The organism is Vibrio sp. E150_018 (assembly GCF_053544035.1).
In genome coordinates this window covers 103,720-117,935 of the sequence record NZ_JBHGNY010000008.1, presented here as the reverse complement: position 1 = coordinate 117,935, position 14,216 = coordinate 103,720, and the positions used below count along the sequence as shown (strand labels likewise).

Annotated in this window: 13 protein-coding genes; 5 read left to right on the top strand and 8 right to left on the bottom strand. The window is 40.2% G+C overall.

What is annotated here, in order from left to right:
• Window position 1: 1 nt before the first annotated feature.
• Together nagA and nagB are read right to left on the bottom strand one after the other, a co-directional pair.
• Entirely contained in the window at window positions 2-1,138 is a 1,137-nt protein-coding gene (gene nagA, locus ACE3G9_RS09945; protein WP_449219040.1) for an N-acetylglucosamine-6-phosphate deacetylase, read from the bottom strand.
• A 12-nt stretch (window positions 1,139-1,150) separates the two neighbouring features.
• A complete protein-coding gene (nagB, locus tag ACE3G9_RS09940) occupies window positions 1,151-1,954 on the bottom strand; it encodes a glucosamine-6-phosphate deaminase (RefSeq protein ID WP_417879231.1) in 804 nt (267 codons plus the stop codon).
• Window positions 1,955-2,226: 272 nt separating this feature from the next.
• Between nagB and nagE the strand changes: the two genes are divergently transcribed.
• A complete protein-coding gene (gene nagE / locus ACE3G9_RS09935) occupies window positions 2,227-3,786 on the top strand; it encodes an N-acetylglucosamine-specific PTS transporter subunit IIBC (protein ID WP_449219039.1) in 1,560 nt (519 codons plus the stop codon).
• A gap of 218 nt (window positions 3,787-4,004) precedes the next feature.
• Window positions 4,005-5,669 (top strand): glutamine--tRNA ligase, encoded by a 1,665-nt coding sequence (gene glnS, locus ACE3G9_RS09930; RefSeq protein WP_449219038.1) that lies wholly within the window; start codon window positions 4,005-4,007, stop codon window positions 5,667-5,669.
• A gap of 143 nt (window positions 5,670-5,812) precedes the next feature.
• Here glnS and fcrX read toward each other — a convergent pair whose 3' ends face one another.
• The 4 genes from fcrX to ACE3G9_RS09910 all read right to left on the bottom strand — a co-directional run bounded on the left by fcrX (window position 5,813) and on the right by ACE3G9_RS09910 (window position 8,150).
• Window positions 5,813-6,259, bottom strand: coding sequence for a ferric iron uptake transcriptional regulator FcrX (gene fcrX, locus ACE3G9_RS09925; RefSeq protein WP_417879228.1), 447 nt, complete (start codon window positions 6,257-6,259; stop codon window positions 5,813-5,815).
• Between the two features lie 195 nt (window positions 6,260-6,454).
• Window positions 6,455-6,982: a flavodoxin FldA gene (fldA, locus tag ACE3G9_RS09920; RefSeq protein WP_417879227.1), complete on the bottom strand. Its 528-nt coding sequence runs from the start codon at window positions 6,980-6,982 to the stop codon at window positions 6,455-6,457.
• A gap of 80 nt (window positions 6,983-7,062) precedes the next feature.
• On the bottom strand, window positions 7,063-7,284 hold the full coding sequence (locus tag ACE3G9_RS09915) for a DUF2788 domain-containing protein (protein WP_027696997.1): 222 nt from the start codon (window positions 7,282-7,284) through the stop codon (window positions 7,063-7,065).
• Window positions 7,285-7,379: 95 nt separating this feature from the next.
• Window positions 7,380-8,150, bottom strand: a complete 771-nt coding sequence (locus ACE3G9_RS09910; RefSeq protein ID WP_417879226.1) for an alpha/beta fold hydrolase — start codon at window positions 8,148-8,150, stop codon at window positions 7,380-7,382.
• Between the two features lie 401 nt (window positions 8,151-8,551).
• Here ACE3G9_RS09910 and seqA point away from each other — a divergent pair, with 401 nt between their 5' ends.
• Window positions 8,552-9,094 carry a replication initiation negative regulator SeqA gene (gene seqA / locus ACE3G9_RS09905; RefSeq protein WP_417879225.1) on the top strand — a complete coding sequence of 181 codons (543 nt, stop codon included), beginning with the start codon at window positions 8,552-8,554 and terminating at the stop codon, window positions 9,092-9,094.
• Window positions 9,095-9,198: 104 nt separating this feature from the next.
• A complete protein-coding gene (pgm, locus tag ACE3G9_RS09900) occupies window positions 9,199-10,833 on the top strand; it encodes a phosphoglucomutase (alpha-D-glucose-1,6-bisphosphate-dependent) (RefSeq protein WP_449219037.1) in 1,635 nt (544 codons plus the stop codon).
• 122 nt (window positions 10,834-10,955) lie between these two features.
• Here the strand turns inward: pgm and ACE3G9_RS09895 are convergent, their stop codons facing one another.
• Window positions 10,956-11,738 carry a DUF1853 family protein gene (locus tag ACE3G9_RS09895; RefSeq protein ID WP_449219058.1) on the bottom strand — a complete coding sequence of 261 codons (783 nt, stop codon included), beginning with the start codon at window positions 11,736-11,738 and terminating at the stop codon, window positions 10,956-10,958.
• 114 nt (window positions 11,739-11,852) lie between these two features.
• On the opposite strand from ACE3G9_RS09895, the gene ACE3G9_RS09890 reads away from it, so the two are divergent.
• Window positions 11,853-12,611: a Nif3-like dinuclear metal center hexameric protein gene (locus tag ACE3G9_RS09890; RefSeq protein ID WP_449219036.1), complete on the top strand. Its 759-nt coding sequence runs from the start codon at window positions 11,853-11,855 to the stop codon at window positions 12,609-12,611.
• 114 nt (window positions 12,612-12,725) lie between these two features.
• On the opposite strand, the gene ACE3G9_RS09885 is transcribed toward ACE3G9_RS09890, so the two are convergent.
• On the bottom strand, window positions 12,726-14,015 hold the full coding sequence (locus ACE3G9_RS09885) for a citrate synthase (protein WP_417879222.1): 1,290 nt from the start codon (window positions 14,013-14,015) through the stop codon (window positions 12,726-12,728).
• Window positions 14,016-14,216 lie beyond the last annotated feature (201 nt).

Genomic DNA, 14,216 nt, shown 5'->3' with positions numbered 1-14,216 from the left:
TCTATGTCTGCTCGTATTGTCCGTTAACAACCGTCGCTTTTACATTGAAGTCACGATCAAACACAGTGAGGTTTGCGACCATTCCCGGTTTGATTTCACCAAGCTGTCTCTCTACGCCGATTGCTCGTGCAGGATAAAGCGTGGCCATTCTCAGTGCTTCGTCTAAAGCGATACCTACATGCTCAACCGTATTTTGTACGGCTTCAATCATGGTTAAAGCTGAACCACCAAGTGTGCCATTTTCATCAACACACTTACCATTTCGGTAATATACTTTCTTACCCACAAAAATAAAGTGATCCATGTCAGCTCCTGCTGGAGCTGTGGCATCCGTCACTAATACTAGCTTATCACCTTTGATTTTATGGGCGATTCGGATATTGGCATAGTCTACATGGAAGCCATCAGCAATAATACCAGCATAAACTTCTGAAGTATCGTAGATTGCACCTACAACACCTGGTTCACGTCCAACCATCGGAGTCATTGCATTGAAAAGGTGTGTTGCAAATGTAATACCATTAGCAAAACCTTGACGAGCCTCTTGGTAAGTAGCGTTAGTGTGGCCGATGGACACAACGATACCTGCATTTCTTAAACGTTGAATATGCGCTGGTTCATTTTGCTCTGGTGCTAAGGTTACCTTGGCTATCACATCGTGGTTATCACAAATCGTTTGGATCATCTCATCATCTGATTTGCGAATAAAATCAGGACGGTGGATGCCTTTTTTCAGCACATTAAGGTAAGGACCTTCTAAATGTAATCCCAATGATTGGTTTTGGTAGCGTCGCTGATATTCACGAGCTGCAGAAATAGCTTGTTGCATATCTTCATCAGAGGATGTGATTAATGTTGGCAAAAAGCTAGTACAGCCAGATTTTAAATTGGCTTTGTGCATGATATGCATGGTATCGGCGGTGATTGCGTCATTCAGCATTACGCCGCCACAACCATTTAACTGTAGATCGATAAAACCTGGACTAAGATTTGCGCCTTGTAGATCGTGAATCTCTATCTCTTTTGGTAGTTCATCCATTTTAACGATAGATTGAATTTTACCTGCATCCACTATCACAGCATGCTCTGTAAGTACGTCATGACCTGTGTAGATTGTTGCATTTATCAGAGCATACATAGTCGGCATCCTCTATTTCAAGTTCTTAATATTTTCTGCTTCAAGTTCTTTAAAGTATTTAACCGTTTTTACTTTAAGCTCTTGAGTTGAAGGTTCATCACACACAATTACTGATTTTGCATGCAGTTGTAAAGCAGATACCGTCCAAAGGTGATTGACTGAGCCTTCGACCGCCGCTTGCAAAGCGTGTGCTTTATTGTGGCCTGTGATCAAAATCATAACTTCTTCAGAATCTAGTAACGTACCAACACCGATAGTTAGCGCATATTTAGGTACTTGACTAATATCACCATTAAAGAAACGTGAATTAGCGATTCGTGTATCTTCAGTCAGTGTTTTAATTCGAGTTCGTGAAGACAGAGAAGAAGCGGGTTCATTGAATGCAATGTGGCCATCGTTACCTACACCACCCATGAATAAGTTGATACGACCGTAGGACTTGATTTTATCTTCGTAACGCTTGCACTCAGCCTCATGGTCATCGGTATTGCCGTTGAGTAAGTTGATGTTTTTTTCTTGAATATCAATATGGTTGAAAAAGTTTTCATACATAAATGAACGGTAAGATTCAGGATGATCCGTTGCTAATTCAACATATTCATCCATGTTAAATGTCACAACGTGCTTAAAACTTACTTCGCCAGCTTTATGTAGTTTAATTAGCTGCTTATAAGTCATTAGAGGTGTGCCACCTGTCGGTAAACCAAGAACAAAAGGACGATCTTCTGTTGGGTTGAACTTGTTGATTTTATTTATAATATGGCGAGCTGACCATAGGCCAACTTCATTTGCATTATCGAGTGGAATTAGTCTCACAGTACACCTCTTATAGGACAAAAATAAAATTTAGAATAGGATATTCACTTCATTATTTTGCATGATAAAATAAGTTTTGAAAACTATCCAGTATAAATAAGATAAATCCTTCACAAGAATGACGCAAACTCGCAAATAACTATTGATAAAGATCACAAATAATAGGGTTTTAATTTGCGGGCCAAAATTAATCGAATAGACTGTCGTTGTACTAAATTCTTTAAGAAAAATAAGTGATACGAATTTTACCAATCCTATAGGGGGGAATTACGGTGAATATACTTGGATATGCACAAAGACTAGGTAAAGCGTTGATGTTACCTATTGCAACATTACCTGTTGCAGCGCTTCTACTTCGTCTGGGTCAACCTGACCTGTTAGACATCGCATTTATGGCATCAGCCGGTAATGCTATTTTCAGCCAATTACCTTTACTATTTGGTTTAGGTATTGCAATTGGTTTATCTAAAGATGGTGCGGGTGCGGCTGGTTTAGCCGGTGCCGTTGCTTACTTTGTATTAACTGCAACAGCACAACAAATCGATGCTGAAGTTAATATGTCATTCTTCGGCGGTATTTTTGCTGGTATCATTGCAGGGCATTGTTACAACGCATTCCATGCTACTCGTTTACCAGAATGGTTAGCTTTTTTCTCTGGTCGTCGTTTAGTACCAATTATGTCAGGTTTAGTCGCATTAGTTGCTGGCGCTATTTTTGGTGTGGTTTGGCCAGCAGTTCAACATGGTCTTGATGCTTTAGCTCATAGCATTTCAACGTCTGGCGCAATTGGTCAATTTATTTACGGTACATTGAACCGTGCCTTAATTCCTGTGGGTCTTCACCATGTACTTAATTCTTACTTCTGGTTTGGCATGGGTTCATGTCAAGAAATCATGGTAACGGCTTCTGGTGCGTTCTCTAATATTCACCAATTATGTGTTGATCCTGCGGTTGCTAAAACGCTAATAGTAGGCCAAGAACACACATTTACCTTTAAAAATGCAGTAACACCAGAAATTACAGCGGTTGTTGATAGCGTGAAAGATATTGTTAAAACCGGTGACTTGAACCGTTACTTCGGCGGTGACAAATCGGCTGGGGTATTCATGAATGGTTTCTTCCCTATCATGATGTTTGGTCTACCTGCTGGTGCTTTAGCTATGTATCTAGCGGCTCCATCTGAGCGCCGTAGCCAAGTTGCTGGTGCATTGTTCTCAGTTGCTTTCTGTTCATTCCTAACAGGTATTACAGAGCCTCTAGAGTTCATGTTCATGTTCCTAGCACCTGGTTTGTATGCAGTACACGCAGTATTAACGGGTCTATCTTTAGTGGTTGCTAACATGTTTGGCACGTTACATGGCTTTGGTTTTTCTGCGGGTCTAATCGACTTTGGATTGAACTGGGGTCTAGCAACTAAACCTTGGACTCTACTCGTTATTGGTTTATGTTTTGGTGTTGCTTACTTCTTTATCTTCAGCTTCTTAATCCGAGTTTTCAACATGAAAACGCCAGGTCGTGAAGATGAAGAAGTGTCTGCTTCTGCTGACAAGACAGAGAAACCTTCAGGTGCGGTTGCTCGCCAATACTTAAAAGCGTTAGGTGGTCACAGTAATGTGACGACGATTGATGCTTGTATCACTCGCTTACGCTTAACATTGAAGGATCGCTCAATCGTAGATGAAGCGGTATTGAAAAAGCTTGGCGCAAAAGGTGTTGTGAAATTGGGTGAAAATAACCTTCAAGTTATTCTTGGTCCACTTGCTGAAATCGTTGCAGGTGAGATGAAAGCTATCCCGGCTTCTGATGATTTATCGGATGTTGTCCTACCGTAATTGGTAATCAACTTGTCCAGATAAAGGCTCCTATTGTGGAGCCTTTTTTTATCCTGTTGCAAAATGTGGCCAATAGTAAAAGCGTGAATTTTGACGGCTTGGAAGACTTTTGGTCTTTTTAATAAAGAAAATATCACTTCTAGTTGTGTAAAGGGCTAGAATTGTGGATCATTAGCCCTAATTATAAAAAGACTCTTATATTTATTGAGGTACTATCGATGAGTGAAGCTGAGGCTCGACCATCTAACTTTATCCGTCAAATTATTGATAAGGATTTAGCGGATGGCAAACACACAGGGATTCATACCCGTTTCCCACCAGAACCTAATGGCTATCTGCATATTGGGCATGCTAAGTCTATTTGTTTAAACTTTGGTTTGGCACAAGATTACCAGGGAAAGTGTAACCTTCGCTTTGATGATACTAACCCAGCGAAAGAAGACATTGAGTACGTTGAGTCAATCAAGCAAGACGTGAATTGGTTAGGTTTTAATTGGGATGGCGAGATCTGCTACTCATCTAACTATTTTGATGCGCTATATGGTTACGCTGTAGAGTTGATTGAAAAAGGTTTAGCCTATGTTGATGAGCTGACCCCTGATGAAATTCGTGAATATCGTGGCACGTTAAAAGAGCCAGGAAAAAATAGCCCATACCGCGACCGCAGTGTGGAAGAAAACTTAGCGTTATTTGAGAAAATGCGTAATGGTGGATTTGAAGAAGGTAAGGCTTGTCTGCGTGCTAAGATTGATATGGCATCTTCGTTTATCGTTATGCGCGATCCTGTGATTTATCGTGTGCGTTTTATCAATCACCATCAAACAGGGGATAAGTGGTGCATTTACCCAATGTATGACTTTACTCATTGTATTTCTGATGCGTTAGAAGGTATTACTCACTCATTATGTACGCTGGAATTTCAAGACAACCGCCGTTTATATGACTGGGTTTTAGACAATATTACGATTGAATCACAACCACATCAGTACGAATTTAGCCGCTTAAACTTAGAATATACGGTTATGTCTAAGCGTAAACTCAACCAATTAGTCACTGAGAAATTAGTGACTGGTTGGGATGACCCACGTATGCCAACGATTTCTGGTTTACGCCGTCGAGGATTTACTCCGGGCTCTATTCGCGAGTTTTGTTCACGTATTGGTGTGACTAAGCAAGATAACATGATTGAGTTTGGTTCACTGGAAGCGTGTATTCGTGAAGATCTAAATGAAAATGCACCTCGTGCAATGGCGGTACTTGATCCGGTCAAAGTGGTAATTGAAAACTTTGAAGGTGAAGAAGTATTGACGATCGCAAATCACCCGAATAAACCTGAAATGGGGAGTCGTGAGGTTCCTTTTACACGTGAAGTGTGGATTGAAGCGGATGATTTTCGTGAAGAAGCAAACAAGAAATATAAACGCTTAGTTCTTGGTAAAGAAGTTCGTCTACGCGGAGCTTATGTGATCCAAGCGAATCGTATTGAAAAAGATGAGCAAGGTAACGTAACGACGATTTACTGTACTTACGATCCAGAAACTTTGGGTAAAAATCCAAGTGATGGCCGTAAAGTAAAAGGTGTTATCCATTGGGTTTCAGCTGAAAAAGGCCTAGAGGCTGACGTTCGTTTATATGATCGTCTTTTCACTGTACCAAACCCTGCAGCGGCGGATGACTTTGCAGCGACGATTAACCCTGAGTCTTTAGTTGTTAAGAAAGCTTATGTGGAGCCCAGCTTGGCCAATGCTGAAGCAGGAGTTGGTTTTCAGTTTGAGCGTACTGGCTACTTCTGTGTTGATGCTAAAGATTCTATTCCAGAATCGTTAGTATTTAACCGTACAGTTGGCTTACGCGATACCTGGGCTAAAATCGACGCTCAATAAGCAATATATTTATGCCAATATATCCATGTAAGGTGAGAGCTTTCTCGCCTTATTAGTTTGATTGGCCGATAAAAAACGCACCTCATATGAGGTGCGTTTTTATTTGTATCAAACTAAAATAAGCAGCAAGTGAACTATAAAATTTACTTAGTTTTGTGTGCGTTAGTCTCTGTTTTACAATTGCCGCTAGCACAGCGACCGTACAGGTACAAACTATGGTTTGTTAGCACGACATTATATTTAGCAGCAATTTCTTTTTGTCGCTCTTCAATAAGGTCATCGGTAAATTCAATCACTTCACCGCAATCAAGGCAAACAAGGTGGTCATGGTGATGTTGAGTTGATAGTTCGAAAACAGACTTTCCACCTTCAAAATGGTGACGAGTTACGATACCTGCGTCATCAAATTGGTTCAAAACACGATAAACCGTTGCAAGGCCAATTTCTTCACCAAGATCGATCAGTTTCTTATATAAATCCTCGGCACTGATATGTTGGCAGTCTGGTTGTTGCAGTACCTCGAGAATTTTTAATCGAGGTAAGGTGACTTTAAGACCTGCTTCCTTTAGAGCTTGGTTGTTATCTGGCATTGTACTTTCCTGTGAGATTCTGCGTTAAAAACAGAAGGTATGAATGACATCAGTAAATATGACTCGAACTAACCGACCAAGTTCACTGCGTTTCATTATATGTTGTAAAAATGTATCTAAAATGACTATAGCATTAGAGTGAGGATAACAAAATACCTCACAGAGGAGGTATCTTGATATGTCACAAAATTTTGATTAATCAGCTAATTCTGCTAGACACATTTCATCATAAATCTGCTTTGACCAAGTTTTAACGCGATCATCTGTTAGTTCTGGTTGACGGTCTTCATCAATACATAAGCCAATGAAGTTATCGTCATCAACTAATGCTTTTGATGCTTCAAATTCATAACCTTCTGTTGGCCAGTAACCAATAATCGTGCCGCCTTTCGCTTCGACGATATCACGAATGGTTCCCATCGCATCACAGAAGTACTCAGCATAATCTTCTTGGTCACCGCAACCAAAAATAGCAACGAGCTTAGTTGAGAAATCTATTGCTTCAAGCTCAGGGAAAAAGTCATCCCAGTCACATTGAGATTCACCATAGTACCAAGTTGGAATGCCAAGCAGTAATAGATCAAAATTATCAATATCTTCCTTGCTGCTCTTCGCAATGTCTTGTACGTGCACAAGTTGTTTGCCAAGTTCTTTTTGTATCATTTTAGCAACTGCTTCAGTATTACCTGTGTCGCTACCAAAGAAGAGTCCTACACTTGCCATAGAAATATTACCTATTTATCTACTACCGGAAAAGCCGGTATCAATATAATTAAAAAGAATACGTTACAGTTGTACGGTGGCTAGCCTAAGCCGGTACCTTCCCAGCTCATTTGGATTAATCCTTTGGCGATAAAGCCTGCACAACCTAAAAATAGAACAAGCCATACTATACGACGGCCAAACACCGGGACATTACCTTGTTTTAAAACATCTTTGATGGCTAAACCAATCAATAAAAATAACGATGCAAAAAACAGATCTAAGCCTAGAGATTCTATAGTATTGATATGTTCGTAAAGCATACGTTTGATCACCGTTGTTTTTTTATCCCAGAACTATAGCATTAATACAATTGAAAGTTAATGCGAAGTCGCTCGCTGAATAAGTGAAATGCGAATTATTTATTAATGAATCGACGGATAGAACGGATGACCTCTAGTGGTTTTTCTGCATGTAGCCAGTGACCAGTATTAGCAATAATATGAGCTTTACTATTTGGGAATTGTTTTTGAATATCAGCTTGATTCTCTGGCATTAAGTAGTCAGATTCAGCGCCTTTTAAAAATAAAGTTTCGCCGTGGAAAGGAGAAATTTCGGCCCAGTCTTGAATGTGCTGATAGCTATTAATGATCCCCTCAACATTGAACAACCACTGTAAGTATCCATCTTTAGTATGTAACGATTTAGCGAGGAATTGGCGCACACCCTCTATTTCAATATATCGTGCCAAACAGTCTAAGGCTTGTTTTCGGCTTTGAGGCTTTTCATTGATAACGGCTTTTAAACCTGAAAAAACATTATCATGGCGTCTTTGCTGATAGGCGACGGGTGCCATATCTAATACGATGAGTTTACTGATTTTGTCAGCGGCAATATTGCAAAGAGCCATTGCTACTTTCCCGCCCATGGAGTGGCCGATAACTATGGCGGATGAAATATTTAAATCAACTAACAGGTGATTGATATCATCCGCCATAACAGCGTAATTCATGGTGTCACTATGAAAAGAATGCCCATGATTACGTAAATCAACACTAATAACCGTATGGTCTTGAACTAAGTCTCTCGCTAATAAGCCTAGATTGCTTAAGCTGCCAAAAAGCCCATGAATGAGCAGGATTGCTGGGCCTTGACCTTGAATTGTATGGTTAAGTTGTGGGGAAGTCATAATAATCCTGTAACTGAAAGTACGAATAAACATCATAATACAGTCATAATGCGAAAGTAATCATTTAGCCTGGTAAAATGCCATCTCGAGATAGAACTAAGCGAAATAGCCACAAACGTCTACAAGATCCTCGCTTTAGTAAATTGGTCGTTGAAATTCTAAATATTCATTTTACATCATGCCATCAGCACCAGATAAATTCAGACTAGAGTCGAAAGGCGTACTAGTTTTTTAATGCTGATTATTTGTGCACTTTATCCGTGCGGTAATGAAAAAATAAAACATTCAGTGATCAAAACGATCTTTTTTATTACTAACACTGAGTATTTAACATAGAGTATCCGGTAAGTTATAGGTATAATCATTCTAGAGTTTAAACAGATTGAGATTGTGAAAAGCCAATGAAAACCATTGAAGTAGATGAAGAACTTTATCGTTATATTGCGAGCCAAACCCAGCATATTGGTGAAAGTGCCTCGGATATTTTACGTCGACTTTTAATCGGTGAGCAGCAAGGATCACAAGCAAATGCAACAATGACGAATCCTGTTACCGTTGATACAGTGGAATCAACTAAGCCGGCTAAGCAAGAAAAGCCAGATGGCGTCAAGGTGATGCGATCTTTGCTTATTTCTGATGAGTTTGCAGAGAAAGATAAAGCGATTGATCGTTTTATGCTGATCTTATCTTCTTTGTATCATATTGAAGCATCCAGTTTTGCTGAAGCGGCAAAAGTGAAAGGTCGTACACGTGTTTACTTTGCTGATAATGAAGAAACCTTGTTAGCGAGCGGTAAAACGACCAAGCCTCGCTCGATCCCAAATACGCCGTTTTGGGTCATTACTAATAATAATACCAACCGTAAGCGCCAAATGGTTCAGCAACTAATGACGCAAATGGGCTTTCAAGCAGACTTGATTGATAAAGTATGTAACGCCATCTAACGTTAATTAGAATGATTTAATAAGAGCCTCATAATATTTGACTCATCACGTATTATGAGGTTTTTTCGATTTTATATCTTAGTAGCACTAAAAAGGATTATTGAATGTCTCTGCATCCTAGAGCAGGTACTAAAACGTTACCTGAAGACTTAGTTAATATTCCCGCTCTAGTGAGCGATTACTTCTCTATCGAGCCTGATGCGTCAAATGTTGATCATAAAGTATTATTTGGTACTTCAGGTCACCGTGGTTGTTCAAGTAAAGCCACGTTTAACCAAGCGCATATCCTTGCGATTGCTCAAGCAGTAGTGGATGAACGCGTTGCTGCTGGGCTGACAGGGCCAATGTTTATCGGTAAAGATACCCATGCTCTATCTGAGCCAGCTTGTCGTTCGGTAGTCGAAGTGTTGGTCGCAAATGGTGTCGAAGTGATTGTTCAGCAAGATAATGGCTTTACTCCTACGCCTGGCATTTCTCATGCGATCTTAACTTATAACCTTGCCCATCAAGATAAATCGGATGGCATTGTGATCACGCCATCGCATAACCCACCGCAAGATGGTGGTATCAAATATAATCCAAGTCACGGCGGTCCAGCCGAAGCAGAAATTACTCAGCGCATTGAAGATAAAGCAAATCAATATATTGCAGCAAGACTAGAAGGCGTTAAACGTTGTGCCAATTCTCTAGATAAAGTGAAAGCACTTGATTTGGTACAACCTTATGTTGATGACCTAGTGAACGTGATTGATATTGAGTCGATCCAAAAAGCGAATATTAAGATTGGTATTGATCCACTTGGTGGGGCGGGGATTGAATACTGGCGACGTATAGCGAAAACGTATCAGCTAGATATGACGTTAGTGAATGAAACCGTTGATCCTTCTTTTCAGTTTATGACACTTGATAAAGATGGCGTGATTCGTATGGATTGTTCATCATCTTATGCGATGGCGAGCTTGCTTGAGTTAAAAGATGACTATGACTTAGCTTTTGGTAATGATCCAGATTATGACCGTCATGGTATTGTGACGCCACAAGGCTTAATGGATCCGAACCATTATTTAGCAGTTTGTATTGATTACTTATTCCGTCATCGTTGTGAGTGGAAAGCGGATGTTCAAGTAGGGAAAACTCTTGTATCAAGCGCGATAATTGATCGTGTGGTTACCGATTTAGGCCGTGACCTATGTGAAGTGCCTGTTGGCTTTAAGTGGTTTGTTGATGGCCTACATGAAGGTCGTTTCGGCTTTGGTGGCGAAGAAAGTGCTGGAGCATCATTCTTACGTAAAGATGGTACGCCTTGGTCGACGGATAAAGATGGCATTATTCTGTGCTTGCTCGCAGCGGAAATTACCGCAGTTACAGGCATGAACCCACAACAATATTACGATAAATTAGCCGCAAAACATGGCGCGTCGCAATACAATCGTATTCAAGCTGTGGCGAATACAGAGCAAAAAAATGTTCTCAAAAGTATGTCTGCTGAAATGGTGAGTGCAGATGAGTTAGCTGGTGAAAAAATCACAGCACGCTTAACTCACGCTCAAGGTAATGGCGCAGCAATTGGTGGTCTTAAAGTGACTACCGAAAATGGTTGGTTTGCAGCTCGTCCATCAGGTACGGAAGATATCTATAAAATTTACTGCGAAAGCTTTAAAGGCAAAGAGCACTTAAAGCTGATCGAACAAGAAGCTCAAGAAATTGTGAATCAAGTCTTTGCTAACGCGGGTTTGTAATACCAATCGTACTAATTATCTGATAATTTTTGCTTGGTATGGCAATCTTACCTAGCCATACTGTTGGTCGGTAATTAAGAAATAGCGAGGCTCTATGGTCTCGCTTTTTTTATGTCGTAAAATCAAGCATGCGGCCATCCGTTGGGTAGAATAAACCAAAAATCACCCGATTGACTTTGACAATGTACAAACTCGTGTCCAACTTTTTTTAACACTGGTGAATCCACTTCTTTTCCGGTTAGCCATTGGCCTTTTTTCAATATATACAATGGTTCCTTGATGTTATTGAAGTCATCGACGTAGCACCAATAACCGTAGCTTTGAGATGGGTCAATCGGATAGCCTAAGCAACTTGTTGGTGTTACTTCGTCACGAAACGGATTAATGTATAAACGCCCTTGTATCAGTAATTTAGGTTTAATATCACCTAGATCTGGGTATTGCTGCTGAAAGCATTGATGTTGAGACATGGCAAGCTGGTGGTTCAACATGTGCGAAAGCTTTAAATCCAATCGGTCGCGACTATTTGGCCCATACCATAGACCATCAAATAAAAGATAAAATTTAATGGCAACTTCCCAATGTTCCACAATATCAGTCACCGTATTTTTGAGTGCAAAATCTAAAGCGCCAATGGTTTTCCCTTGATGGTTGAGCTGAATTTCTTCGGCTATTATTTGATAGTTAGGGTGAGCGGCGAAATACTGGTGACATAAATGTTGGTACCAAAAACCAAGACGCGAATTACCTGAATAGGGCAATGGCTGAGGTGATAAACTTTTGCTGAATGGATTGTCAGCTAACTCTGCTTGATTGGCTTGCAGTAACGGCGAGTGATGTGACATCCAGTCGCTGATTTTTACAAATAGATTCTGTTGTTCCTGCGGGGAAATGGCATATTTCATCGACACTTAAGATCTATCCTTGTGGTATTGGGGTTGAAGTGACTGACGATTGGCTGCTATAACATGATATAAACGCTGACATTTGAATAAGAACATCATCAAAAGGTTTATATAATGAATAACCTACAATTAGAGACGTTACTCAATCAAACTCTATCACCTCATTTAATAAAAGACTATTGTCCCAATGGCCTACAGGTTGAAGGGAAACAAGTCGTTAAAAAAATTGTGACGGGTGTGACTGCGTCTCAAGCGTTAATTGAAGCGGCAGTTGAAGCTAAAGCCGATGCGATTTTGGTGCATCATGGTTATTTTTGGAAAGGTGAGTCTCAACCGATTACCGGAATGAAAGGTAAGCGTATTCGTTCACTGATTCAAAATAATATTAATTTATATGCTTATCATTTACCGCTCGATATTCATCCTCAATTAGGTAATAACGCGCAATTTGCTCAGTTGTTAGATATTGAAACTCAAGGTGGACTAGAAGGGCATCCGCAATCTATTGCCATGTACGGTACGTTTAAAGATCCTCTATCAGGACAAGAATTAAGTCAAAACATTGAGGCAGTACTGAAACGTATACCACTACATATTGCCCCTGATGATCAAGATAAAGAAATTAAAACCATTGGGTGGTGTACCGGTGGTGGGCAAGATTACCTAGAATTAGCAGCGCAATCAGGTCTCGATGCGTTTATTTCTGGTGAGGTTTCTGAGCGTACTACCTATATTGCACGTGAGTTAGGCATACATTATTTTGCTGCTGGTCATCATGCGACTGAGCGATATGGCGTAAAAGCACTAGGTGAATGGTTAGCAAAGGAACACGGATTTGATGTGACGTTTATTGATATCGACAATCCCGTATAAGTATAAATACTTGTTCGAGAAACGAGAAACGAGAAACGAGAAACGAGAAACGAGAAACGAGAAAGCGAGCTGTGAGAGCTCGCTTTTTTATTAAGTTTATTGTCTTAAATTATACTATTCGCGATCTTGTAGAGGTTTGAAATCTCGGCTTAATTTACCGGTGTAAAGTTGACGAGGACGACCGATACGGTTGTGTGGATCATCATGCATTTCATTCCAATGAGCAATCCAACCGATAGTACGAGAAAGTGCAAAAATTACCGTAAACATCGATACAGGAATACCAATTGCTTTTAGAATGATACCTGAATAGAAATCGACGTTAGGGTACAGTTTTTTCTCAACAAAGTATGGATCTGAAAGTGCAATACGCTCTAGTTCCATCGCTACATCAAGCAGTGGATCTTGAATGTTAAGTTCAGATAAAACCTCATGACATGAATCACGCATTACTTTAGCGCGTGGATCATGGTTTTTGTAAACACGATGACCAAAGCCCATGAGACGGAATGGGTCTTCTTTATCTTTAGCGCGTTCAATATATTCAGGAATATTTTCAACACTGCCAATTTCTTCCAACATTTTCAAGCATGCTTCGTTCGCACCACCGTGAGCAGGGCCCCATAATGAAGCGATACCCGCTGCAATACAAGCAAATGGGTTTGCACCAGAAGAACCAGCAAGACGAACGGTTGACGTTGACGCATTTTGTTCGTGATCAGCGTGAAGTGTGAATATTTTATCCATCGCACGAGCAACAACAGGGTTGACGTTGTACTCTTCGCAAGGGTTAGCAAACATCATATGTAAGAAGTTGCTCGCATAATCTAAGTCATTACGAGGGTAGATGAATGGTTGCCCAATTGAGTACTTATAACACATTGCAGCTAATGTCGGCATTTTAGACAATAAGCGGAATGCGGTAATTTCACGGTGAGTTGAATTATTAATATCTAACGAGTCGTGATAAAACGCGGCTAATGCACCAACCACGCCACACATTACTGCCATTGGGTGAGCATCACGTCGGAAACCATGGAAGAAGCTCGCAATTTGCTCATGAACCATCGTGTGATTAGCAACGATTTGTTTGAATTTTTCATATTCAGGGCGTGTTGGGGCTTCGCCATAAAGTAAGATGTAACACACTTCTAAATAGTCAGCATTGTTGGCAAGTTGGTCGATTGGGAAACCACGGTGAAGTAAAATACCTTTACTACCATCAATGTAAGTGATTTGGGATTCGCAAGACGCAGTAGCAAGAAAACCTGGGTCAAAAGTAAAATAACCGCTTGCACCTAATTTGCGGACATCCACTACATCTGGGCCATTTGTGCCGCTTAAAATAGGGAGTTCAATAGGTGCTTGACCTTCAATATGAAGGGTCGCTTTCTTATCCGCCATGACATTCTCCTTTGTAAATTATTAATCCATCCAGGATATTTTGTGTGTGCTTTTTGTACTTAGATTCATACATAAAGTCAATTATTCTACTTCGAACTGTGTGCTGCTTATGATTTTTTAGTTGGAAAAAGTTAAAAATATGTTCTATGTAGCATATTTTGTTACATGAATTGAATTTGTTTGTTTACGGTCGTATAGTGC